Here is a 22,453-nt window from a genome sequence, read left to right on the forward strand (position 1 = left end):
TTAGTTTTGTAGGGTTAAACACTGAATGCTGGTGCGAGCAGCGGCTTGCGGGTGCAGCCTGGCGACGTTTGCCAGAAGAGGGAGCAGGCCATATGAATCGCGGTAATACTCAAACTGATTCGGTAACAGAATTCTTTTACCCTGGTCGTCCAACTCCCGGTATTTGAGCCAGTTATGGATATCGAACTGGCCGGCGCGCGAGAGCCATCCACCTGAACCGACGACTTTACGTACGGTGGTGAGATCGCGACCCATCTGTAAATCCACATTACCTACGCAGGTACAAACCTGCTTTTTAGTGCCCGCGTGGCGCTCAGTGGCATAGCCCACGCACAAACCTGCCAGCAGAGTATCGAAATACTTTTCTTCTTCGCTGATTGGCAGGTAATCCGGTTGCCCAACCAGATGCCGCAGGTAGCGGTAAAATGCTTCCTCACGCTGTGGCTGCTGGGCAAAGATAACTTTCACCATCTCCTGGGTACTTTCCCCCACGACGACGGCGGAAACGCGCATTCCCAGATCGCCTTCAACGGTACGTTTGACGAAAGGTTCTGGCACGCCATGCAGTACGGTGTCGGGGGCGAGGATATTCGCGCTGGCCGAATAGACATCCGTGGTGGCTCCGCCCATGTCGATCAGCATGAATTCCTTCCATGCACTGTCGTAATCGCTAATTGCTTTTACCAGTTCATACACCGTCCACGGTGTCGGCATGGGTTCTTCGCCAGTTTCACCTACAATGACGTCCAAACCTTTGCCTTTAACAATGCGAGACAAGAACACGTCGCAAATGGCCTGACGTGCGGCAAACGGATTTGGATGATCAAGATCGGGCAGGATGTTATCTACCGTGGTCAGATCTTTATGTCCCAGAATGGTTTGTATATCGTCCTGAATGTCCCGATTTCCGGCGTAGATAATGGCGCAATCAAGCTTTGACTCTGCCAGCGCACGCGCATTAGCAAGGCCGTAGCTTTCTTCACCGCCATCTGTACCTCCGGTAAACAGCAGGATGTCTGGTGGTGAGGATTCCAGCGCCTGAATGTCATGACGATTCAGCTTGTACGAATAATATTGCGCGATCTTTGCTCCCGCCGAATGCGCGGTTACTTTCGCCGATTCCAGCGTAATGGAAGGCACCAGCCCCATTGCTGCAACAGCGAGGCCGCCCTTGGCCGACGAGGAGTATTTCAACTGCACTTCACCACTTTTCAGTAACGGGCGAGCATCGGCAACATTCAGCACCTGATTCAGGCTGGCAAAAAAACCGTCTGCCAGATGATGTGTGGTGGTTGGGGTCAGGACATGGTTTACCAGGGTTAACGCCTCTCCTTCATGTGCGAAGAGGGCTGCCTTAGTCCATGTCGAGCCGATATCGACAGAAACTGTTTGCATCAGATAGCCTCTTCCAGGCAACGCTGTTCGAGGCCATTATGTTGATGAATATCATTAGTGATCAGCGCACAGACATCTTCGAGGTCATGGCTGGGGGCGAAGACACGGTTAAAGCCCATCTCTTTAAACTTCACTTCTACATCGGCAAAGTCATGTTTACCCACTACGAGGTTACCGCCGACATAGAGCAGGATATCGCCGAGGCCGCGTTCGATGCAGCGCTCACGTAATCCGAGGCAGTCAATGTCGCCATGGCCGTAGATGGAGGACACGACGATGGCATCGGCGCCGGTTTCAATCGCGGCATCAATATATTCATCCTGACTCACCATCACTCCGAGGTTGATTACGTGAAAATCATGAGCAGTAAATACGCGGTCCAGAACTTTATTGCCTACTGCATGGCAGTCAGCACCGATGACGCCAATAACAAGTGTAGATTTCTTCATGGGTAATCCTCTGTAGGGCTGATGGTCAATAAGTGAAAATTATTTTTAATATTTAGAGCATGGTGTATGACAACCTTTTAATAGTGTTGGAGTGTCTGTGTAAGCTAAAAAGGAAGCAATTGATCTATTTTCAAAATATCCTTCAAAAAATGATTATTATATCAATGCGAAATTAAAGTGATTTAAAATCAACGGGTTGCGCTTGTTTTTTTGCTGGGTGTTTATTATTCGTAAAAAAACGCTAATAAATGACTTGCCATGTTTGTGATCGAAATCTTATTTTATACGGGAGCCTTTCATACGCATTTTTAATAATTTCAAAAACATATTTGCTAAATAACTTGTGAACGAGTTAACGGTTTTTTATTTATTATTCTTATATGTCGAAAATAATTTATGTTAAATTTAAGATAAAAATGATAATAAAATGTGTGGAAGATATTTAATATTTGGCTCACATAGACAGAAGGGGAGGAAATGATAACTTACGGTGATGATTCTGGTGGAAAGGCTGGGTTCTGGGCGCGGGAACATGTCCATGTTGGCCTGGTGAATGAACTATTGTTCAGCTTCCAACTGAGATAGTTACATGATGGTGTTAATTATAAGTAAAATTAAAATTAATTATTTGTATAGAATAACGATTTCAAAACTTGCTAAAAAAAATCTGTGAGCTACCCGGCAATACTTACTCTTTATCTGCTACCGCATTTTGCCATCAAGATGGGTTAAAAGATCGTGTAGATTTAAATAAATAATCTATCATTTGTAGTAACGGCAATTACCCATTGAAAAACAAGCCATTAACATCATATTCACTAGTCTTGCTTGTGATAAACATTGTTAACATTAAAATTGAAAATTGATTTAAATCAATGTTTAAAACTTGGTAAACGCTATCAAATGAGGTTAAATTGCTGCAGATCAAATTGGTCTGAAAGTGATAAATTAGCTATAAATTGATCACTATCGAAAAATGCAAATTTACCTCGATAAAAACCTGTTTATTGTAAGGATTTTACGGCGTAATATAATTGCGGGATCAATTTGAGTGTTTTATTAACATGTTTGTAACTTTTCATCATTGTCCTTTCTTCAAATGAGAAGAAAGAGCAGCGATGGTTGGGAGCAAATAAATTTGTATTGGGGCATGCGTGTGACCCTTTCTAACGGGGTTCACTCTCGGAGTCTTCATGCGATGAGCAAGGAGTCATGATGTTAGATATAGTCGAACTGTCGCGCTTACAGTTTGCCTTGACCGCGATGTACCACTTCCTGTTTGTGCCACTAACGCTGGGTATGGCGTTCTTGTTGGCCATCATGGAAACGGTCTACGTCCTTTCCGGCAAACAGATTTATAAAGATATGACCAAGTTCTGGGGCAAGTTGTTTGGTATTAACTTTGCTCTGGGTGTGGCTACCGGTCTGACCATGGAGTTCCAGTTCGGGACTAACTGGTCTTACTATTCCCACTATGTCGGGGATATTTTCGGTGCGCCGCTGGCGATCGAAGGCTTAATGGCCTTCTTCCTCGAATCCACCTTTGTAGGTCTGTTCTTCTTCGGTTGGGACCGTCTGGGTAAAGTCCAGCACATGTGCGTAACCTGGTTAGTAGCCCTGGGCTCGAACCTGTCTGCACTGTGGATCCTTGTTGCTAACGGCTGGATGCAAAACCCAATCGCTGCGGATTTCAACTTTGAAACCATGCGCATGGAGATGCTGAGCTTCTCTGAACTGGTGCTCAACCCGGTTGCACAGGTGAAATTTGTACACACCGTTGCTTCTGGCTATGTTTGTGGCGCGATGTTCGTTCTGGGTATCAGCTCCTACTATATGCTGCGTGGTCGTGACTTCGCGTTCGCTAAACGCTCTTTTGCTATCGCTGCCAGCTTCGGTATGGCTGCCATTCTCTCTGTTATCGTGCTGGGTGATGAATCCGGTTACGAAATGGGTGACGTGCAGAAAACCAAACTTGCCGCCATTGAAGCAGAATGGGAAACACAGCCTGCACCAGCATCCTTTACGCTGTTCGGTATTCCGGACCAGGATGCACAGGAAAACCATTTTGCGATTCAAATTCCTTATGCGCTGGGCATCATTGCCACCCGCTCTGTCGATACACCGGTAATCGGTCTGAAAGATCTGATGGTGCAGCATGAAGAGCGTATCCGTAACGGGATGAAAGCGTATCAACTGCTGGAAGAACTGCGTGCTGGCTCTACCGATCAGGCCGTTCGCGACCAGTTCAACAGCATGAAGAAAGATCTGGGATATGGTCTGCTGCTGAAGCGTTATACCGATAAGGTCACCGACGCGACTGAAGCACAAATTCAGCAGGCAACGAAAGATTCTATTCCGCGTGTCGCTCCGCTGTACTTCGCTTTCCGAATCATGGTGGCGTGCGGCATCCTGATGCTGGCTATTATCGCGGTATCCTTCTGGACTGTGATTCGTAACCGTATCGGTGAGAAAAAATGGCTGCTGCGCACCGCGCTGTATGCGATTCCATTACCATGGATTGCTATTGAGTCCGGTTGGTTTGTTGCAGAGTACGGCCGTCAACCGTGGGCCATTGGTGAAGTGTTACCGACAGCCGTGGCGAACTCTTCGCTGACTGCTGGCGACCTCATCTTCTCGATGCTGTTGATTTGCGGCCTGTATACGCTGTTCCTGGTGGCTGAACTGTACCTGATGTTCAAGTTTGCACGCCGTGGCCCGAGCAGCCTGAAAACCGGTCGTTATCACTACGAGCAGTCCACTGTGACTTCTCAGCCGGCACGCTAAGACAGGAGTCGTCAAATGATCGATTATGAAGTATTGCGTTTTATCTGGTGGCTGCTGGTTGGCATTCTGCTGATTGGTTTTGCAGTCACCGATGGCTTCGACATGGGGGTGGGCATGCTCACCCGCTTCCTCGGTCGCAATGATACCGAGCGTCGAATTATGATTAACTCCATCGCCCCACACTGGGACGGTAACCAGGTTTGGCTGATCACCGCGGGTGGCGCATTGTTCGCTGCATGGCCGATGGTTTATGCCGCTGCGTTCTCTGGTTTCTATGTGGCGATGATCCTTGTACTGGCGTCATTGTTCTTCCGTCCGGTCGGTTTTGATTACCGCTCGAAGATTGAAGATATGCGCTGGCGCAACATGTGGGACTGGGGCATCTTCATTGGTAGCTTCGTACCACCGCTGGTCATTGGTGTGGCGTTCGGTAACCTGCTGCAAGGGGTTCCGTTCCACATGGACGAGTACATGCGTTTGTACTACACCGGTAACTTCTTCCAGTTGCTGAATCCGTTTGGTCTGCTGGCAGGTATCGTCAGCGTGGGTATGATCATAACTCAGGGTGCGACCTATCTGCAGATGCGTACCGTAGGTGAACTGCACCTGCGTGCACGTACGACTTCTCAGGTTGCGGCGCTGGTGACTCTGGTCTGCTTCGCGCTGGCAGGTGTCTGGGTCATTTACGGTATTGACGGTTATGTTGTGACTTCCGCACTGGATCACCATGCCGCATCTAACCCGATGACGAAGGAAGTGGCGCGTGAAGCGGGCGCATGGATGGTGAACTTTAATAGCTCACCGATCTTGTGGCTGGTTCCGGCTCTGGGTGTGGCTCTGCCACTGTTGACTATCCTGACTTCTCGTATGGATAAAGGGGCCTGGGCGTTTGTCTTCTCTTCACTGACATTGGCTTGCATCATTCTGACAGCGGGTATTGCCATGTTCCCGTTTGTGATGCCATCCAGCACGATGCTGAATGCCAGCCTGACGATGTGGGATGCCACCTCCAGCCAGAGAACCTTGAACCTGATGACCTGGGTTGCGGCGGTGTTTGTACCGATTATTCTGCTTTACACCGGCTGGTGTTACTGGAAGATGTTCGGTCGCATCACGAAAGAAGATATTGAAAGCAACACCCACTCTCTGTACTAAGTAAGGAGCTAAAAATGTGGTATTTCGCATGGATTTTGGGAACGCTTCTTGCCTGTGCATTTGGGATAATCACAGCGCTGGCGCTTGAGCACGTTGAAGCAGGCAAAGCCGGACAAGAAGAAAGCTAATGACCAAAATTATCGCGTTATTATATGCGGTAATGGATAAGCGCCCCTTGCGGGCGCTTTCCTTTGTGCTGGCTATTGTGTTGGCAGGCTGCATATTCTGGGACCCTTCACGGTTCGCAGCAAAGACCAGCGACCTGGAAATCTGGCATGGTTTTCTGTTGATGTGGGCGGTCTGTGCTGGAATCATCCATGGCGTGGGATTTCGTCCTCGCGCAGTGCACTGGCAGGGCATTTTCTGCCCGTTAATCGCTGACATCGTGCTTGTTGTTGGCCTGATTTTCTTCTTCTTTTGAATAAGAAACATCCTTAAATATTTATGGGCTTGCATAAGCCCGTAATTTTTTACTCTCCGTTTACTTTCCCCCATTCCAAAGCATCATTCCCGCGCGTATAGTAGCGAAGTTTGAAAGCACTAACCTTTTGTTGCATTACCAGGATGTAAAGTGAATACAGCGCGATATACAACGGCATTCTTGATGCATCGCGGCGGCAAATACGCGAGTTACCAGGTGCTTGCAAAAGCAAGTGACCAGGGCAAGTGGACGAAGCCAACAAAGAGGCAGTAAGGATGAATAAGTATATATTTCGATGGCCGGTTCGTGTCTACTATGAAGACACCGATGCCGGTGGGGTGGTTTACCACGCCAGTTACGTCGCTTTTTATGAAAGAGCACGCACAGAGATGCTGCGTCATCATCACTTCAGTCAGCAAGTGCTACTGGCTGAACGTGTAGCCTTCGTTGTGCGCAAGATGACCCTTGAGTATTTTGCGCCTGCCCGGCTTGACGATATGCTCGAAGTCCAAACCGAAATTACGTCAATGCGTGGCACCTCATTGGTTTTCACGCAACGCATTGTCAACGCAGAGAACACCGTGCTGAATGAAGCCGAAGTTCTGATTGTTTGCGTTGATCCACTCAAAATGAAGCCTCGTGCGCTTCCCAAGTCTATTGTCGCGGAGTTTAAGCAGTGACTGACATGAATATCCTTGATTTGTTCCTGAAGGCGAGCCTTCTGGTTAAACTTATCATGTTGATTTTGATTGGTTTCTCAATCGCATCCTGGGCCATTATTATCCAGCGGACCCGTATTCTTAACGCTGCTTCTCGTGAAGCAGAAGCGTTTGAAGACAAGTTCTGGTCTGGCATTGAATTATCGCGCCTGTATCAGGAAAGTCAGGGGCGTCGTGATAATCTTGCGGGTTCAGAACAAATTTTCTATAGCGGATTCAAAGAGTTTGCTCGTCTACATCGGGCAAATAGCCATGCGCCGGAAGCGGTTGTTGAGGGGGCATCTCGTGCGATGCGAATCTCCATGAACCGGGAACTGGAAACGCTGGAAACGCATATTCCATTCCTGGGAACCGTGGGTTCAATCAGCCCGTATATCGGTCTGTTTGGTACGGTTTGGGGGATCATGCACGCATTTATCGCCCTGGGTGCGGTAAAACAGGCAACTTTACAAATGGTTGCACCGGGTATTGCGGAAGCATTGATTGCGACGGCTATCGGTTTGTTTGCGGCAATCCCGGCGGTTATGGCTTACAACCGACTGAATCAGCGCGTGAACAAGCTGGAACTGAATTACGACAACTTTATGGAAGAGTTTACCGCGATTCTGCACCGCCAGGCGTTTACCGTTAGCGAGAGCAACAAGGGGTAAGCCATGGCCAGAACGCGTGGACGAGGTCGTCGCGAACTCAAGTCCGAAATCAATATTGTACCGTTGCTCGACGTATTGCTGGTGTTGTTGCTGATCTTTATGGCGACAGCGCCGATCATTACTCAGAGCGTGGAAGTCGATCTGCCGGATGCGACCGAATCGCAAGCCGTAAGCAGCAACGACGAACCACCGGTCATTATTGAAGTTTCCGGTATTGGACAATACAGCGTGGTGGTTGAGAAAGATCGTATGGATCAACTGCCGCCGGAGCAGGTTATCGCGGAAGCGAAAAGTCGGCTGCAGGCCAATCCGAAAACGGTCTTCTTAATCGGTGGTGCGAAAGACGTGCCTTATGATGAAATAATTAAAGCGCTGAACTTGTTACACAGTGCAGGCGTGAAATCGGTTGGCTTAATGACGCAGCCAATCTGATGTCTGCGTATTCCTGGCTTGAAAGATAGCGCGTAACAGGCGAACAGTTTTTTGGGAACCGAGAGTGTCAAAGGCAACCGAACAAAACGACAAGCTCAAACGGGCGATAATTATTTCAGCGGTGCTGCATGTCATTTTATTTGCAGCGCTGATCTGGAGTTCGTTCGATGAGCACATTGATGCTTCAGCCGGCGGCGGTGGCGGTTCGTCTATTGACGCCGTTATGGTCGATCCTGGCGCCGTTGTTCAACAGTACGATCGCCAGAAGCAGCAGCAGGCAAGTGCGAAACGTGCAGAAGAGCAACGTGAAAAACAGGCCCAGCAGCAAGCTGAGGAGCTTCGCGAGAAGCAGGCCGCTGAGCAAGAGCGACTGAAGCAGCTTGAAAAAGAACGTCTGGCCGCGCAGGAAAAAGTGCGCGAACAGGCGGAGCAACAAAAACAGGCAGAAGCCGCAGCGGCGAAAGCGCAGGAGCAACAAAAGCAGGCTGAAGAAGCTGCAGCGAAGGCAGCGGCAGATGCGAAGGCTAAAGCTGATGCTCAGGCGAAACAAGCTGCAGAAGCTGCGAAGAAAGCGGCAGCAGATGCGCAGAAAAAAGCTGAAGCTGAAGCGGCAAAAGCGGCAGCTGATGCCAGGAAAGTAGCGGAAGCGAAAGCTGCGAAGGCCGCCGCAGATGCTGAGAAGAAAGCGCAGGCAGAGGCTGCTAAGCAGGCTGCTGCTGAGAAAGCTGCCGCCGAAAAAGCCGCAGCCGCTGCTGAAAAAGCTGCTGCTGCAAAAGCGGCTGCCGCAGAAAAAGCTGCAGCAGATAAAAAAGCCGCAGCGGAAAAAGCGGCCGCAGATAAGAAAGCTGCCGCAGAAAAAGCCGCCGCCGATAAGAAGGCTGCTGCTGAGAAAGCGGCTGCTGCCAAAAAAGCGGCAGCAGAGAAAGCCGCGGCTGCCTCTGGCGTTGACGACTTGTTGGGCGACTTAAGCTCCGGTAAGAATGCACCGAAATCGGGTGGTGGTGCGAAAGGAAGCAATGCTTCTCCGGCAGGGAGTGGTAATACTAAAAATAATGGCGCATCGGGTGCTGATATCAGTAACTACGCCGGACAAATTAAATCGGCTATCGAGAGTAAGTTTTACGACGCATCGTCCTATGCAGGCAAAACCTGTACATTGCGTATAAAACTGGCTTCCGACGGTATGCTGTTGGATATTCAGTCTGAAGGTGGCGATCCTGCGCTTTGTCAGGCCGCGCTCGCTGCAGCCCGACAGGCAAAGATTCCGAAGCCACCGAGCCAGGCGGTTTATGAAGTCTTTAAAAACGCACCTCTGGACTTTAAACCTTAAGTAAGGTTTTCCCCGAGTTCTCGGGGAAAACAGTCTAAGGTAGAGACAGAGTTCTGGTAGTTTTGTGTATTTGAGTTTGTTAACATTCTGCTAAATTATCGTGGGCTTTCCGTCCAGATAAGGGAGATATGATGAAGCAGGCATTACGAGTAGCATTTGGTTTTCTGATGCTGTGGGCAGCGGTGCTGCATGCAGAAGTACGTATCGAGATCACCCAAGGGGTGGACTCGGCGCGCCCGATTGGTGTTGTCCCGTTCCAGTGGGCAGGACCGGGTGCTGCACCTGAAGATATCGGTGGTATCGTAGGTGCTGACCTGCGTAACAGCGGTAAATTCAACCCATTAGATCGTTCTCGTCTGCCGCAGCAGCCGGGTACGGCGCAGGAAGTTCAGCCTGCCGCATGGTCCGCGCTCGGTATTGATGCCGTGGTTGTTGGCCAGGTTACGCCGAATCCTGATGGCTCTTACAGTGTGGCGTACCAGTTGGTTGACACCGGTGGCGCACCGGGTACCGTATTGGCACAGAACACCTATAAAGTGAACAAGCAGTGGCTGCGCTACGCGGGTCATACTGCAAGTGACGAAGTGTTTGAAAAACTGACTGGTATTAAGGGCGCATTCCGTACCCGTATCGCTTATGTTGTTCAGACCAACGGTGGCCAGTTCCCGTATGAGTTACGCGTGTCTGACTACGATGGTTACAACCAGTTCGTGGTTCACCGTTCACCGCAGCCGTTGATGTCTCCGGCGTGGTCCCCGGACGGTTCGAAACTGGCCTATGTGACCTTCGAAAGTGGCCGTTCTGCGCTGGTTATCCAGACGCTGTCTAACGGTGCGGTTCGTCAGGTTGCGTCGTTCCCGCGTCACAACGGTGCACCAGCATTTTCACCGGATGGCAGCAAACTGGCGTTTGCCCTGTCTAAAACCGGTAGTCTGAACCTGTATGTTATGGATATTGGTTCTGGTCAGATTCGTCAGGTGACTGATGGTCGCAGCAACAATACTGAACCTACCTGGTTCCCGGATAGCCAAAACCTGGCCTTTACCTCTGACCAGGCTGGTCGTCCTCAGGTATACAAAGTTAATGTTAACGGCGGTGCTCCACAGCGTATTTCCTGGGAAGGTTCGCAAAACCAGGATGCGGATGTCAGTAGCGACGGTAAATTTATGGTAATGGTAAGCTCAAATGGTGGGCAGCAACACATTGCCAAACAAGATCTGGTAGCGGGTGGCGTACAAGTTCTGTCGTCAACGTTCCTGGATGAAACGCCAAGTCTGGCACCTAACGGCACTATGGTAATCTACAGCTCTTCTCAGGGGATGGGATCCGTGCTGAATTTGGTTTCTACAGATGGGCGTTTCAAGGCGCGTCTTCCGGCAACCGATGGACAGGTTAAATTCCCTGCCTGGTCGCCGTATCTGTGATAATAAATAATTGATTAATAAAGGAATCATTGAAATGCAACTGAACAAAGTGCTGAAAGGGCTGATGATCGCTCTGCCTGTTATGGCAATTGCGGCATGTTCTTCTAACAAGAACGCCAGCAATGACGGCAGCGAAGGCATGCTGGGTGCCGGCACTGGTATGGATGCAAACGGCAGCGGCAACATGTCCTCCGAAGAGCAAGCGCGTCTGCAGATGCAACAACTGCAGCAGAACAACATCGTTTACTTCGATCTGGATAAGTACGATATCCGTTCTGATTTCGCTGCAATGCTGGATGCGCACGCTAACTTCCTGCGTAGCAACCCGTCTTACAAAGTCACCGTAGAAGGTCATGCGGACGAACGTGGTACTCCTGAGTACAACATCTCCCTGGGTGAGCGTCGTGCGAACGCCGTTAAGATGTACCTGCAGGGTAAAGGCGTTTCTGCTGACCAGATCTCCATCGTTTCTTACGGTAAAGAAAAACCTGCAGTACTGGGTCATGACGAAGCGGCTTACTCCAAAAACCGTCGTGCCGTACTGGTTTACTAAGAGAATTGCATGAGCAGTAACTTCAGACATCACTTGTTGAGTCTGTCGTTACTGGTTGGCATAGCGGCCCCCTGGGCCGCTTTTGCACAGGCGCCAATCAGTAGTGTCGGCTCAGGCTCGGTCGAAGACCGTGTCACTCAACTCGAGCGTATCTCTAACGCTCACAGTCAGCTTTTAACTCAACTCCAGCAACAACTCTCCGATAATCAGTCCGATATTGATTCTCTACGTGGTCAAATCCAGGAAAGTCAGTATCAGCTTAATCAGGTTGTTGAGCGCCAGAAGCAGATATTGTTGCAGATAAATAATCTCGGCAGCGGCAGTACGCCAGCAGCGCAGTCTACGGATGGTGCTCAGAGCGGGGCTGCGGCGCCATCGCCTGATACAGGCTCTGCGGCAACGTCAGGCGCTCCGGCTCAAACTGGGGATGCCAATACGGATTACAACGCGGCAATTGCACTGGTGCAGGATAAATCCCGCCAGGATGATGCGATTGAGGCATTTCAGAACTTCATCAAAAAATACCCGGATTCCACTTATCTGCCAAATGCGAACTATTGGCTGGGCCAGTTGAATTACAACAAGGGTAAAAAAGATGATGCGGCGTTCTATTTTGCTTCGGTAGTAAAAAACTTCCCGAAATCACCTAAGGCTGCAGACGCAATGTATAAAGTTGGCGTCATCATGCAGGACAAAGGTGATACAGCAAAAGCGAAAGCGGTTTATCAGCAGGTTATCACTAAATACCCTGGTACTGATGGCGCGAAACAAGCACAAAAGCGCCTTGGTTCGATGTAATGTACACCATGCGACCAGAAATCGTGTTATTTCTGGTCGCGTCGTGTGATTCCTAAGCAGTTGAGTTATTTACATCGAAATTTTTGTTGCGCTAAAATCTGAAATCAGTAATATATGCCGCCGTTGCCACGGGATATTAAACAAACCGAAAGCAACGCAAAAGTGGGTCGTTAGCTCAGTTGGTAGAGCAGTTGACTTTTAATCAATTGGTCGCAGGTTCGAATCCTGCACGACCCACCACTCAATTAATGAGTACGCAGTATCCAGCGTAGTTCGGGTGATTAGCTCAGCTGGGAGAGCACCTCCCTTACAAGGAGGGGGTCGGCGGTTCGATCCCGTCATCACCCACCACTCGGGGCGTTAGCTCAGTTGGTAGAGCAGTTGACTTTTAATCAATTGGTCGCAGGTTCGAATCCTGCACGCCCCACCAATTTTAAATTGGTAACGAGTAAAATCTTTCAGGTAACACCCCGATGGGTCGTTAGCTCAGTTGGTAGAGCAGTTGACTTTTAATCAATTGGTCGCAGGTTCGAATCCTGCACGACCCACCATCCTGAAAAGATTAAAGCAGTAATTCCCGCAAGGGGTCGTTAGCTCAGTTGGTAGAGCAGTTGACTTTTAATCAATTGGTCGCAGGTTCGAATCCTGCACGACCCACCAATGTAAAAAGGCGCCCTAAAGGCGCCTTTTTGCTATCCGCGATTTATAAGATTCGAACCTGCAGCAGGTTCGGGTCTCACGTAGTGAGACAACGGAGCCGTTTACGGCGACGGCCCGAAGGGCGAGCGAAGCGAGTCATCCTGCACGACCCACCAATGTAAAAAGGCGCCCTAAAGGCGCCTTTTTGCTATCTGCGATTTATAAGATTCGAACCTGCAGCAGGTTCGGGTCTCACGTAGTGAGACAACGGAGCCGTTTACGGCGACGGCCCGAAGGGCGAGCGAAGCGAGTCATCCTGCACGACCCACCAATGTAAAAAGGCGCCTTAAAGGCGCCTTTTTGCTATGTACGATTTATAAAATGGGATAATCGCTCCCTGCTTTAAAACACTATAGCGCCACTCATAACAATCCGCGAAAATGTGTGTGCAGGTGAACACTGAATCTCAGGTAGTGTCTCTGAGTGCCTACAGCGCCTGTAGAGGAGTTTATGCTAGTCACCGGTAGCCACATTTGTTTTCTCTTTTCCTCCTCTTTCCGGGCGCCTCAGGCGTGCGCTATGCGCAAAAGCCACTGAGCTGGTTGTATTGATAATACGGCAGATTCAATAATGCTATCCCGCCTACCCGAGATCGATTCAGTCAATTGTCTACCAGTTTGTCCGTGCCTTGCGAGAATACGGATATCACCGCGAAGAAGATAACCGTATGACTCCTGTATGTACAAAAGGCGCCATAGTATCGCTGACAAAAATGAGTGGCATTGCGCGAGCAGTAAACCACGACTGTTCATTCGTTAATACGGTTATGCTGGATCGCTGAGATAATGATTCAGGGTATCGCGTATATTTTTTAGCGCTGACATGCTGCTCATTTCACACTGCTTTTGAAGTTGGCTATCGCTAAGTGCTTTTTGGATTGCTTTACGCGCAAGATTATCTGCGACCTTGTTCAATTCATACGTCCAGATTTCTTTACCATACTCTACCAAAATGGTCTGATGTGAGGATTTTTTTATTTCTATGGTAAGTCCTGCATTAACAAACATATGCTTAATTGCATGACTGTGTGAGTGCAATCTATCCGGTATAGTGACAATAACTCTGGTGAGATTATGTGGCTCCGTCGTCAGACGCTCGACCAAAATACCAAGTAGATGACAAATAGTTTCTTCATGATTGAAGAAGGTCTGTAGTTTTGTTGTCACAATTTCTAAGGCACTGTTTATGATATTATTTCTGTGGCTTTCATTATCATTAACAAACTTCGCAAAATCCTGAATAGAAAATGTCATACCTGCGACATATCCTTCAATCCATGCGCGATTGTGAATGTCATCGACGGCGCCCTCAGCATCACGTATTACCTTACATGCATGCCGTTGTGTGTGGTCAAGTATCTGATTAAACGTGCGATAATTGATCACATCATGATGTTTAATGATTTTACCGACACTTACCCCAGGTATTTTCTTGACGGTGATTTTCTTAAGCATATTCAAAAGCCCATTTCAAAGCAGGTAATGCACTATTTAAGCTACCACATGACGCATTTTGATAGCTAAATGATAAGGGGAAAATAAATCGTAATCTCTCCAGAAAAATCATAGGGAGAAGTTCTTTTGCAGCACCATAGATAAAATTAGCACCAACCTGGCTGATATGGCTTTTACTGAGGTCTTTTGGAATATCCACAACTTCAGGAACAGATAAGGGAAGAGGAAGGTAGATGAATTTTATTTCACTATAACTTAAGTTCTTTATATATGATGGCGTACTAATAATTTGTGCAGACAATAACTTCAGGCCTATAAGATGAGCTGCATGGCTGATTTTATCCCAGTTATTGATGAATAATGAAGTAAGCTCGTTATGATCTATATCATCACCACATAAAATGTTTGGTTCTGATTTCTCGAGAAGAAAGTGATTCTTTAAATATTCTGGCAATGCACTGATTTCAATGTCATGCAGAGAAGGAAATGCTAACCAACTGTACTCACAATAGCCGGCAGGATTGTACAGAATATTAATGAGTCTTGTATAGTAGTGCACGGCATATACCTTATCATGGATTACAATAACACTGATCAAAATTGAGGATATCATTTATACCCTCAAGCAATACAAAGAGAATTACGCCAAATCACTGTCTCTACTCTTTATAAGAGTTGTGATGTTCTTGCTTCGGAAGAAGAATAAGACAATAAGTATAAGAACAGAAACAGTCAGCAAGCCGAACACCGCGAATATCCAAACGGGGGTTGACTGTACAGGTTTACTGGGTCTGATAGTGTCACTTTTCTTGAAAATGACAACTGAAATATCTTCATACTTTATTGTACTTAAACTGTTCTTAATTAGACGTTTTATTTTGTCAATGTATTCAGCCTCGTTAACTGTATTTTTATAAATAAGCAGTACAGAAACTGATGGAGGGACTATGTTTTCATTAGTATCCGCAGTAATTGGATAACTCAGATGAACTCTCGCTGATGTAACATTGTCAATCTCCAGAATTGTCTGTCCCAATCTTTGCTCGATAGCAGAAATTAAGCGAACTTTTTCTCCCAAAGGTGTTGATACCATAGCATCTGAGGGGAACTGATCGGCAATTTCAATATGTTCAGCTGAGGGCAAATTATAGGTATTAAGCAAGTCAACTGCATCGCTCATATAATTTTTATCAACACGAATTGAAAAAATACCTTTGTCACCTTTTACCTTTTGTGCATCAATATTATTTTGCTCTAAAAGTGAAACTATTTCATTAGCTTGCCGTTCTGAGAGATTTGAAACCAATTCAGAATCGCAACCACTCAGAGCTAAGAGGCATATGAAAAGGATGAATTTTGGCACCAGGTTTTTAATCATGTTTTAACCAGGGTTTCAATCGCGGCAACACCTTTTCTGGCCAGCGTGCTACAGAAGTTGATATCCAGCGTATAAATAGAAAGTTGTTCCTGCCAGTGTGCGAGTTTGATCGGATCACTGGTGACATTCGGGTCATTCAGTGCAGAATAGATTTTTTCCCGGGTAAATTGATTTGTTACAGCCTGATTTGAAAGGGCTTCCTTGAATCTTTCTTCGAGAGAAATAATGGAAACACTGGAAAATTCTGCTTCTGTCAACTGGGTATCATGACCGTATCGACCTATGTTCCCAATAGCATTTATTTGGCTAAAAGACACATTCCACCCCAGATGTTATTTATAGTTAGCGATAATCGCTTGATCAATATCTCGGAATGCTTTGACGACGTTTGATTGTGCATTACGATACAATGTGTAAGAGGATAATGCCGACTGATACTGAGCCAACAATGCAGGGTCAGAGGGATCGGCTTGCAATGCCGAAAGGGCCTGGGTCAACTTGTCCTGAAGAGACTTTACACCCGCATCAAAGTTGTTGGATGTTTGTTCAATAAAACGAGTGGAATCACCACCGTCTACAGGTGTTATTACAGGTGTCTTAGAAACTAACATAACAAATACCTTATTTAATATTGATTTGTTGCAGTTATATCGGAATATAACCAGTGATTTCCTGGAATGACGATATAGCTATCTTTTCCAGTCTTAAATGTCCGGTTGCGTAATGGATCTTCATTTAGATTGATAATGAACTTTACATATTGATCACCATATTGAGCATAAAACTCATTAACCTGCTGGCGTAAAGTACTTAGACGAAAATCATCAACATCACCACTTATATTGAAGGTCACGTGATCTTCTGTAATATCTTTCTGGTGATAAACCCCAAGTGATTTCAGGCGTTCAGTGGCATTTGCAAGTACAATCTTATCAGAAACTCTTTGTATATTGATCGACTTCAAGTATGGGAAGTTTTTAAGTAAGACATTATGGATGAGTTGATCAGTTTTCTTAATTTTAGAACTACGTTCCTGGCTAAGTGTCAAGTTAATAGTAAATGCAGATGTGAATTTAACATCAAAAAATGGAATAACATGTTCTGAAAGCAATTTTTCTATATTTTCAACTTCTGCTGGTTCAGAAATAATATTAATGTGACTGCTGGAATGGTTACTTTTACGGAGTGCTATTTCTGACCATACGGCATCTGAGAGCGTTCTTGTCAGGATATACGTCTCGCCATTTTTATTTTGGCTAATATGAGGATTAACAGGGCTGAGCACATCTTTGAGTGTACCAACGTTATTCGTAGTGGAAAATAAAAACAGCACCGCTACACAGGCTACACAGAGGGACCCAAACACTGCACATTTAAAAAAGAACACGTGATCCTTTTTTACAGAATGGCGCAATGAGCTCTGTACTTCTGTAATCTTCTGCTGTAGGAGCGGATAATGATACTGCGTAACGTCATGGCTCCACTCCTCCGATATATGTTTGAGAGCGATAATGGCATGACCAATAGTGACAGGTTGATTCAATGATATTGCTAAAGGTTCAAAATTTTTCTCGCCGTCCGACAGAGTGATACCTTCAGATTTAGCATCGCTAATGTCATTTTGAATACTACCGTCTGATATGACTCCTTCCTCAGTGTCGCCAGTCTGGTGCAAGCCAAGTGGAATACGCTGCACTGTCACGGTTATTGTTTGATCCTCTGATAGCTCAAATTCTTCAGGTTTGGTGAGGCGCAGGAGTATTTTCTCGTTAGCGCCATAAGCACAGGGGATCACCAATGTATTTAATGAGTGCTGATACACACTCCCGGTGTGGCTTTTTTCAATGGTTTCATTATCGCAGAAAAAAAGGTGAACATTTTCACTCGGTAACCTAACATCGACACCAAACATAGGGCCAGAAAGGATCTTTAAGACAAATTCTTGCATGAGTTTACTATGCCCTGTGCCATCTCGTTCAAATCACAAAAACAATACCTGTATGAATTAATATAAATATACAGGAGTAACCAGCTTGTGAGCGCTTGAGTTGCCGTGCTCGTCTCGAAAAGGAGTTTAGCCAGAGATACAAGAATGGTTAATAAAAATTTATTTAGAGATCTGCCTGAATGGTTACAGTACGCTCTGCCCAGTAACAGCGAATGAGTGAATAACATCGTGTAGGATAGAGATACATGCGAGTGACTGAAGTTGGAAAATCAATTCATGGGCAAGAAATATGAATGTGGTGGAATTAGCAGCTATGTTGATGCGTCTGCTACTGATTTTAACAGTACCTTGGCTATTAAGCGCTTGTGTTACGCATTACAGTACAGAGCCGCAAGAGGGCGAAGTTCTGGCTGCTGATAGATTATCTGATACAACGAAGTACTCGCTAGAAACATTAAAGAAAAGAATGAGTGCTTGCGCTATACAGTATGCAATTGCAGCAAAAAAGAATGATGATTTACGTATTGAATTTAAAGCAGATAACCAACGAGTATCCTATCACTCTGCGACTCCTGATCTTACAGACTATATGAACATATGTGCCGGAGAATTCTATATCGGCAATGATCGCGACAAAGGCATCATAAGTATCTCCAGCAAAGGAGTATAATTGATGAGAAAAATTTTTAGCTGGCATACACAGTCCAGACCCGTAGAGATAACGGGTGAAAGCATATTGCTTGTCAAAGCAACATCAACAGAACGGCAACAACAAATGGCTAAAGTCGTGACTGATGCTGGAGCCCGTTATTGTGTAACAGGTATCCACGATAACGTTATGTCACTGATTTTTTCTGAACGGCATGCTTTGCTATCATTCCCTGACGATGTGCAGCATGTCTGCTTATCTATGCATCCGCTATGCGAAATAATGGCATTTTTAGACGAAAGCCAGCAGTTATCAGACGGAAATAAAGATAAAGAGCTCCTTCTGAACATAGATATTTGCTCTTATGATGAACTTATCTATTGGTTTATCTGCAGCTATTTGATGGGAAATGGTCGAGATAGCTACCTGGAATTACTCGAATGCATACGCAGGCAGGAGTCATATTTTCTAACAGGATATCTTTTTAAAAACAGATGTTCTAACGAAAAAATAAATACGCTATGCCAGACTTATGGCTTATCCTATTCGTATTTTAGGAAAATCACAAAAAAATATCTTGGTGTATCTGCAAAATCTAAAATGTCTGATTGGAGATTAGCGCAAACTATATTAGACATACTTGATGGTGAAAGAAGTATTACTGAAATAGCTCTCAAGAACGGTTATTCGTCTTCAGCCCATGTCTGTTCAACATTTAAATCGGTACTAGGTATTTCGCCCTATGCAATCAGGAAAATGAATGGAAAATGATATAACTCTCGCGACAGCAGACGGTGCCGAAATTATTGAACTTGTGCTTTTCTCACTACAGGACCCAGATTTCTTGACAAAATACAGCACGTTGTCAGCGTTATGGGCAAAGCTTATTCAACTAAAAATCGTCACAATAGCTATAGACAATAATAATGTAGTTCTTCGATTATTCACATATGAATCGGACAGCGATGTGATATTAAATACTTATTTGGATGAAGTTAGAAATGTTTTCGCTTGCATATAGTAAATGTAAATTTGGCATATTAGGCGGACTTGCCATCTTTTGTGGTTGTCAAAGTAGCCTGCTCTACGCACGTGATGCCTCCAGTCCAGGGACAACGTTGGTGTCGCTAACAACAGCAGCGGAGACGGAAAACGCATCTACTGATCACGTTGAAAATAGTTTTGTTGCCCGAGATAAAGGCGTTGATTATCTTTTTAAGGCTCTTTCGTCAAAGATACAAAAACCCATTATTGCCAGCGCAAAAGCAAAAAAGTATTTCGTGACGGGAAATTTTGATTTGACTAAACCAATTGAGACTTTATCAGCCGTAACGGCTGATTTGGGGTTGATCTGGTATTTTGATGGTTCAATCTTTTATATTTATGAGGCTTCAGAAGCTACTACTGCTGTTGTACAGTTTTCAAAACGTAACTTCGGCGACTTACTAAGTTTTTTAAAGCAAAATTCTTTATATGATAGCCGCTATCCACTAAAAATGAATTTTAGTGCTGATACGCTGTATGTATCTGGCCCTCCAAAGTATGTAGACATCATTACCGCTATTACCAGCCTAATGCAAGATAATCCGAATGATGATCTCCAGCAGCAGGTGATAGAAACGATCAAGTTGCGTCATGCTTTTGTTGACGATCGCAGTTATAAATATCGTGACCGTACTATTGCAATACCAGGAATTGCTACAACAATTAATACATTATTGTCGGATACAAACCATCCCAGAGAAATTTCATCAGCCCGTAAGCCGGTAGAAAGTAATATCGAAAGTGAGAGTCAGGTACCATCCTTTGGACAAAGCGCACGTTTTGAGCAGGATGAGATGGATGAACTAAATAATAATATGAAAGTTGTGGCATTTACCGGCCGTAATAGTTTAATGGTGAAGGGTACACGTGCCCAGGTCAATATGATTAAAGATTTGATTGCATCATTAGATGTGCCACGTAAACAAATTGAACTGTCATTATGGATTGTGGATATTAGCAAGGATGACCTCGATTCGATAGGGGTAAACTGGGGGGGGCAGTTTAAGATAGGCGATGAGATTGGTGCACTTTTTAATACAGGAAGTGTTATTAGTTCGACGCAACAGAACTTTTTTCTCGCTGAGGTTTCTGCATTAAGCAAAAATAATAAAGCAAATATTGTATCACGTCCTTTCCTCTTAGCTCAGGAGAATATGCCATCGCTGTTTGATAATACTAAGAATTTTTACGTTCGGCTGGCAGGTGAAAACAATGTTGATTTGCAAACGGTGACTTATGGCACGACGATAAGTGTCACTCCGATGATTTCTGATGATAATAAAATTACTGAAATGACACTTGAGATCATGGATGGTAGCACCAGCGTTTCAGAAGACGGCAAGGCCGAAGTTGTTGATAATTTACCTGTAGTAGGCAATACAACGATAAGCACGTTAGCACGAGTAATGGAAGGGCAAAGTTTAATGATTGGCGGTTATACCCGCGATCAGGTTCAGTTTAGTGTTTCAAAAATTCCACTACTAGGTGATCTTCCTTATGTTGGTAATCTCTTTAAAAATACTACGAACACAGTCAGTAAGACCGTACGTATTTTTTTAATCCAACCTAGAGTCTTGAAAGATTTCAGCACTGAAAATAGTGATCTTAATAAATATATAAACGATGGATGGAACGCAATTAATCATTTTGATGCTAAATATAAAATTATAAATCCTGGCAATCAATCTGGAAATTAGCAGAATCAGGTAACGCATAATGCTCATAAATATTTCGTCGCTATCACAAACTGGCATGACATCAGGTATAACTGAACTCGTCGATGATTTAGCCAGAATGCAAGATAATGCTGAGGTAAAATCAAATTATTCAACGAATTCTGTAGCTCTGGCCATGGCAGATGATTTGTCTATGTTGTTAAGCACTATGTTACAGAACCGGCGTGCTGACAAGGCACAGTCAAATTCAGCTGATGCGGAAAAAAAATATATACGAATACTGGAAGAAAAAAAACCAGAACATATTACAAAAATTATAAGTTATGCAAAAGACTCAGGCATGACACCAAAGCAATTATTGTTCATTATATCGCAAATGTATAATAACCCCGTTGATGTTGCTTTATTATTACAGTCATTCATTCAGAACAAAAAGAAAATCAGAAACAACTCTGCTGAAAATGAGTTAATGGATGTATCTCTTACGCTCCTGGAAGATACCTATAGCTTATTGTTGTCTGGACCAGAAAAAAGAAAAATAAAAACTGGGTTAAATATTCAACATCAAGTTGATGTCTACGGTAGTATGTTGAATCTTGATGCTGAAATGATGCGGAAAATATATCTAGATTTCATCTCCGAAGAGTGGGAACCTATCGATATATATAAATCTTTGATCGAAAAAGTAGGAGTTGATAAATACCATCTGGCACTAGAGTATATTGTCAGGTCACTCCATTGTGATATTAACTCATATGACCCGTCCTGTACATATCAGGAGTTTGGAGCGCTTCTGGACACATCATTTATCCTTAGCGTGATAAAATCCGCCGATATCTCATTTATGCGTGGGATTCAACATATTGGTATGTTAAATTCAACGTGGAAAATTTCGAAGTCAATGGTTCTGGATTATTTTATTTCTTTAGTCAGCAACACAAGTGAGTGCGGGAATATCACCGCAGATTTTATACAACGCTGCATGAAGTATAACAATGAAGAAGATAAAGTGAATTTTTTGCATGTCGTACAAGGCCTGGTTCGTACACTTCCTCTTTTTCTTTTTTCAAACGCAACTCAGGATTGTGCTGCCATTAAAAATGCAGTTGACCTTGAACTCAGTATCATTATGACTGGTTTTACAGCATCCACAAGAGAGTGTATACGCTATGAATGATAGTGATGCCGCATTCAAGCAACAGTTGGAGAAATTAAAGCAGGGTGGGGAATTGCAGCTTGAGTGCTGTGGCTTAAATCTGCGAGTGAGCCTGGCGCATAGCATGTTTATAATCCTGGTCGAAACGCTGGTTTCTCCTGATAGATTTTATGATTTTATTCAACGGCAGCAGGAAGACATGTGGACTAATGAGCAATACCTTTTATGTGGAAGAAAGGTTCATTATTGTCTACTTGCAGATAATATGGATTTTGGAACCATTATTAATTGTGCGTATTCGGTAGTCAACCGCAGCCAGGCATATCAGTAACGCAAGGA

The 22,453-nt window shown here is 45.1% G+C and carries 25 protein-coding genes, 5 tRNA genes and 2 other RNA genes; 24 read left to right on the forward strand and 8 right to left on the reverse strand.

What is annotated here, in order from left to right; translation table 11 throughout:
• A complete protein-coding gene (gene glmL / locus N7268_RS12305) occupies positions 1-1,395 on the reverse strand; it encodes a methylaspartate mutase accessory protein GlmL (RefSeq protein WP_260863134.1) in 1,395 nt (464 codons plus the stop codon).
• The gene (gene glmS, locus N7268_RS12310; protein WP_003022963.1) at positions 1,395-1,844 is read right to left on the reverse strand and encodes a methylaspartate mutase subunit S; all 450 of its coding nucleotides are present in this window, start codon (positions 1,842-1,844) and stop codon (positions 1,395-1,397) included. The genes glmL and glmS overlap by 1 nt, the downstream gene beginning before the upstream one ends.
• A gap of 1,215 nt (positions 1,845-3,059) precedes the next feature.
• On the opposite strand from glmS, the gene cydA reads away from it, so the two are divergent.
• From cydA to N7268_RS12400, 18 genes are all read left to right on the forward strand, one after another.
• Positions 3,060-4,628, forward strand: coding sequence for a cytochrome ubiquinol oxidase subunit I (cydA, locus tag N7268_RS12315; RefSeq protein WP_045441113.1), 1,569 nt, complete (start codon positions 3,060-3,062; stop codon positions 4,626-4,628).
• 15 nt (positions 4,629-4,643) lie between these two features.
• A complete protein-coding gene (gene cydB, locus N7268_RS12320; RefSeq protein WP_260863135.1) occupies positions 4,644-5,783 on the forward strand; it encodes a cytochrome d ubiquinol oxidase subunit II in 1,140 nt (379 codons plus the stop codon).
• A gap of 14 nt (positions 5,784-5,797) precedes the next feature.
• The gene (cydX, locus tag N7268_RS12325) at positions 5,798-5,911 is read left to right on the forward strand and encodes a cytochrome bd-I oxidase subunit CydX (RefSeq protein WP_071828905.1); all 114 of its coding nucleotides are present in this window, start codon (positions 5,798-5,800) and stop codon (positions 5,909-5,911) included.
• On the forward strand, positions 5,911-6,204 hold the full coding sequence (gene ybgE, locus N7268_RS12330) for a cyd operon protein YbgE (RefSeq protein ID WP_260863136.1): 294 nt from the start codon (positions 5,911-5,913) through the stop codon (positions 6,202-6,204). Before cydX ends, ybgE begins: the two co-directional genes overlap by 1 nt.
• 275 nt (positions 6,205-6,479) lie before the next feature.
• Positions 6,480-6,884, forward strand: coding sequence for a tol-pal system-associated acyl-CoA thioesterase (gene ybgC / locus N7268_RS12335; RefSeq protein WP_045441116.1), 405 nt, complete (start codon positions 6,480-6,482; stop codon positions 6,882-6,884).
• On the forward strand, positions 6,881-7,573 hold the full coding sequence (tolQ, locus tag N7268_RS12340; protein WP_003022976.1) for a Tol-Pal system protein TolQ: 693 nt from the start codon (positions 6,881-6,883) through the stop codon (positions 7,571-7,573). The genes ybgC and tolQ overlap by 4 nt, the downstream gene beginning before the upstream one ends.
• 3 nt (positions 7,574-7,576) lie before the next feature.
• Positions 7,577-8,005: a colicin uptake protein TolR gene (gene tolR, locus N7268_RS12345; protein WP_045441118.1), complete on the forward strand. Its 429-nt coding sequence runs from the start codon at positions 7,577-7,579 to the stop codon at positions 8,003-8,005.
• Positions 8,006-8,069: 64 nt separating this feature from the next.
• Positions 8,070-9,335: a cell envelope integrity protein TolA gene (gene tolA, locus N7268_RS12350; RefSeq protein ID WP_198904885.1), complete on the forward strand. Its 1,266-nt coding sequence runs from the start codon at positions 8,070-8,072 to the stop codon at positions 9,333-9,335.
• Between the two features lie 131 nt (positions 9,336-9,466).
• Positions 9,467-10,759: a Tol-Pal system beta propeller repeat protein TolB gene (tolB, locus tag N7268_RS12355; RefSeq protein ID WP_260863137.1), complete on the forward strand. Its 1,293-nt coding sequence runs from the start codon at positions 9,467-9,469 to the stop codon at positions 10,757-10,759.
• A gap of 34 nt (positions 10,760-10,793) precedes the next feature.
• Positions 10,794-11,312 (forward strand): peptidoglycan-associated lipoprotein Pal, encoded by a 519-nt coding sequence (gene pal / locus N7268_RS12360; RefSeq protein ID WP_006685431.1) that lies wholly within the window; start codon positions 10,794-10,796, stop codon positions 11,310-11,312.
• 9 nt (positions 11,313-11,321) lie between these two features.
• Complete coding sequence (cpoB, locus tag N7268_RS12365; RefSeq protein ID WP_198904884.1) at positions 11,322-12,110, forward strand: cell division protein CpoB; 789 nt, start codon at positions 11,322-11,324, stop codon at positions 12,108-12,110.
• Positions 12,111-12,274: 164 nt separating this feature from the next.
• Positions 12,275-12,350, forward strand: a tRNA-Lys gene (locus N7268_RS12370).
• Positions 12,351-12,385: 35 nt separating this feature from the next.
• Positions 12,386-12,461: transfer RNA gene (locus N7268_RS12375), tRNA-Val, on the forward strand.
• Between the two features lie 3 nt (positions 12,462-12,464).
• Positions 12,465-12,540, forward strand: a tRNA-Lys gene (locus N7268_RS12380).
• A gap of 45 nt (positions 12,541-12,585) precedes the next feature.
• A tRNA-Lys gene (locus N7268_RS12385) sits at positions 12,586-12,661 on the forward strand.
• A gap of 33 nt (positions 12,662-12,694) precedes the next feature.
• Positions 12,695-12,770, forward strand: a tRNA-Lys gene (locus tag N7268_RS12390).
• 29 nt (positions 12,771-12,799) lie between these two features.
• A non-coding RNA gene (locus N7268_RS12395) (RtT sRNA) lies at positions 12,800-12,925 on the forward strand.
• 29 nt (positions 12,926-12,954) lie between these two features.
• Positions 12,955-13,080, forward strand: a non-coding RNA gene (locus tag N7268_RS12400) — RtT sRNA.
• Between the two features lie 493 nt (positions 13,081-13,573).
• Here the strand turns inward: N7268_RS12400 and N7268_RS12405 are convergent.
• The 6 genes from N7268_RS12405 to N7268_RS12430 form a co-directional block, all read right to left on the reverse strand.
• The gene (locus N7268_RS12405; protein WP_260863138.1) at positions 13,574-14,263 is read right to left on the reverse strand and encodes a hypothetical protein; all 690 of its coding nucleotides are present in this window, start codon (positions 14,261-14,263) and stop codon (positions 13,574-13,576) included.
• Positions 14,256-14,822: a hypothetical protein gene (locus tag N7268_RS12410; protein ID WP_260863139.1), complete on the reverse strand. Its 567-nt coding sequence runs from the start codon at positions 14,820-14,822 to the stop codon at positions 14,256-14,258. Before N7268_RS12410 ends, N7268_RS12405 begins: the two co-directional genes overlap by 8 nt.
• Positions 14,823-14,903: 81 nt before the next feature.
• The gene (sctJ, locus tag N7268_RS12415; protein WP_260863140.1) at positions 14,904-15,641 is read right to left on the reverse strand and encodes a type III secretion system inner membrane ring lipoprotein SctJ; all 738 of its coding nucleotides are present in this window, start codon (positions 15,639-15,641) and stop codon (positions 14,904-14,906) included.
• Positions 15,638-15,958, reverse strand: coding sequence for a type III secretion system inner rod subunit SctI (sctI, locus tag N7268_RS12420; RefSeq protein ID WP_260863141.1), 321 nt, complete (start codon positions 15,956-15,958; stop codon positions 15,638-15,640). Before sctI ends, sctJ begins: the two co-directional genes overlap by 4 nt.
• Before the next feature lie 15 nt (positions 15,959-15,973).
• Complete coding sequence (locus tag N7268_RS12425) at positions 15,974-16,252, reverse strand: type III secretion system needle complex protein (RefSeq protein WP_198904879.1); 279 nt, start codon at positions 16,250-16,252, stop codon at positions 15,974-15,976.
• Positions 16,253-16,266: 14 nt separating this feature from the next.
• On the reverse strand, positions 16,267-17,589 hold the full coding sequence (locus tag N7268_RS12430; protein WP_260863142.1) for a PrgH/EprH family type III secretion apparatus protein: 1,323 nt from the start codon (positions 17,587-17,589) through the stop codon (positions 16,267-16,269).
• 289 nt (positions 17,590-17,878) lie between these two features.
• Between N7268_RS12430 and N7268_RS12435 the strand changes: the two genes are divergently transcribed.
• The 6 genes from N7268_RS12435 to N7268_RS12460 are packed head-to-tail and all read left to right on the forward strand — an operon-like array spanning position 17,879 to position 22,445.
• Positions 17,879-18,259, forward strand: coding sequence for a hypothetical protein (locus tag N7268_RS12435; RefSeq protein ID WP_260863143.1), 381 nt, complete (start codon positions 17,879-17,881; stop codon positions 18,257-18,259).
• A 3-nt stretch (positions 18,260-18,262) separates the two neighbouring features.
• Positions 18,263-19,009: an AraC family transcriptional regulator gene (locus N7268_RS12440; RefSeq protein WP_260863144.1), complete on the forward strand. Its 747-nt coding sequence runs from the start codon at positions 18,263-18,265 to the stop codon at positions 19,007-19,009.
• Entirely contained in the window at positions 18,999-19,259 is a 261-nt protein-coding gene (locus N7268_RS12445; RefSeq protein ID WP_260863145.1) for a hypothetical protein, read from the forward strand. The genes N7268_RS12440 and N7268_RS12445 overlap by 11 nt, the downstream gene beginning before the upstream one ends.
• Positions 19,240-20,979, forward strand: a complete 1,740-nt coding sequence (gene sctC / locus N7268_RS12450) for a type III secretion system outer membrane ring subunit SctC (RefSeq protein ID WP_260863146.1) — start codon at positions 19,240-19,242, stop codon at positions 20,977-20,979. Before N7268_RS12445 ends, sctC begins: the two co-directional genes overlap by 20 nt.
• A 19-nt stretch (positions 20,980-20,998) precedes the next feature.
• Positions 20,999-22,135, forward strand: a complete 1,137-nt coding sequence (locus N7268_RS12455; RefSeq protein WP_260863147.1) for an HrpJ domain-containing protein — start codon at positions 20,999-21,001, stop codon at positions 22,133-22,135.
• Positions 22,128-22,445: a hypothetical protein gene (locus tag N7268_RS12460; protein ID WP_260863148.1), complete on the forward strand. Its 318-nt coding sequence runs from the start codon at positions 22,128-22,130 to the stop codon at positions 22,443-22,445. The genes N7268_RS12455 and N7268_RS12460 overlap by 8 nt, the downstream gene beginning before the upstream one ends.
• Positions 22,446-22,453 lie beyond the last annotated feature (8 nt).

It is taken from the genome of Citrobacter sp. Marseille-Q6884 (assembly GCF_945906775.1).
GTDB lineage: Bacteria > Pseudomonadota > Gammaproteobacteria > Enterobacterales > Enterobacteriaceae > Citrobacter.

Excerpts from the sequence above, each read along its gene's own strand:
- sctC (WP_260863146.1), top strand. The coding sequence starts at position 19,240 with ATGTTTTCGCTTGCATATAGTAAATGTAAATTTGGCATATTAGGCGGA.
- N7268_RS12430 (WP_260863142.1), bottom strand. The coding sequence starts at position 17,589 with ATGCAAGAATTTGTCTTAAAGATCCTTTCTGGCCCTATGTTTGGTGTC.
- N7268_RS12440 (WP_260863144.1), top strand. The coding sequence starts at position 18,263 with ATGAGAAAAATTTTTAGCTGGCATACACAGTCCAGACCCGTAGAGATA.
- N7268_RS12460 (WP_260863148.1), top strand. The coding sequence starts at position 22,128 with ATGAATGATAGTGATGCCGCATTCAAGCAACAGTTGGAGAAATTAAAG.
- N7268_RS12405 (WP_260863138.1), bottom strand. The coding sequence starts at position 14,263 with ATGCTTAAGAAAATCACCGTCAAGAAAATACCTGGGGTAAGTGTCGGT.
- cydX (WP_071828905.1), top strand. The coding sequence starts at position 5,798 with ATGTGGTATTTCGCATGGATTTTGGGAACGCTTCTTGCCTGTGCATTT.
- N7268_RS12435 (WP_260863143.1), top strand. The coding sequence starts at position 17,879 with ATGAATGTGGTGGAATTAGCAGCTATGTTGATGCGTCTGCTACTGATT.
- N7268_RS12445 (WP_260863145.1), top strand. The coding sequence starts at position 18,999 with ATGGAAAATGATATAACTCTCGCGACAGCAGACGGTGCCGAAATTATT.
- cydB (WP_260863135.1), top strand. The coding sequence starts at position 4,644 with ATGATCGATTATGAAGTATTGCGTTTTATCTGGTGGCTGCTGGTTGGC.
- cydA (WP_045441113.1), top strand. The coding sequence starts at position 3,060 with ATGTTAGATATAGTCGAACTGTCGCGCTTACAGTTTGCCTTGACCGCG.
- pal (WP_006685431.1), top strand. The coding sequence starts at position 10,794 with ATGCAACTGAACAAAGTGCTGAAAGGGCTGATGATCGCTCTGCCTGTT.
- glmL (WP_260863134.1), bottom strand. The coding sequence starts at position 1,395 with ATGCAAACAGTTTCTGTCGATATCGGCTCGACATGGACTAAGGCAGCC.
- glmS (WP_003022963.1), bottom strand. The coding sequence starts at position 1,844 with ATGAAGAAATCTACACTTGTTATTGGCGTCATCGGTGCTGACTGCCAT.
- N7268_RS12455 (WP_260863147.1), top strand. The coding sequence starts at position 20,999 with ATGCTCATAAATATTTCGTCGCTATCACAAACTGGCATGACATCAGGT.
- ybgE (WP_260863136.1), top strand. The coding sequence starts at position 5,911 with ATGACCAAAATTATCGCGTTATTATATGCGGTAATGGATAAGCGCCCC.
- N7268_RS12425 (WP_198904879.1), bottom strand. The coding sequence starts at position 16,252 with ATGTTAGTTTCTAAGACACCTGTAATAACACCTGTAGACGGTGGTGAT.
- ybgC (WP_045441116.1), top strand. The coding sequence starts at position 6,480 with ATGAATAAGTATATATTTCGATGGCCGGTTCGTGTCTACTATGAAGAC.
- sctJ (WP_260863140.1), bottom strand. The coding sequence starts at position 15,641 with ATGATTAAAAACCTGGTGCCAAAATTCATCCTTTTCATATGCCTCTTA.
- cpoB (WP_198904884.1), top strand. The coding sequence starts at position 11,322 with ATGAGCAGTAACTTCAGACATCACTTGTTGAGTCTGTCGTTACTGGTT.
- tolR (WP_045441118.1), top strand. The coding sequence starts at position 7,577 with ATGGCCAGAACGCGTGGACGAGGTCGTCGCGAACTCAAGTCCGAAATC.
- tolB (WP_260863137.1), top strand. The coding sequence starts at position 9,467 with ATGAAGCAGGCATTACGAGTAGCATTTGGTTTTCTGATGCTGTGGGCA.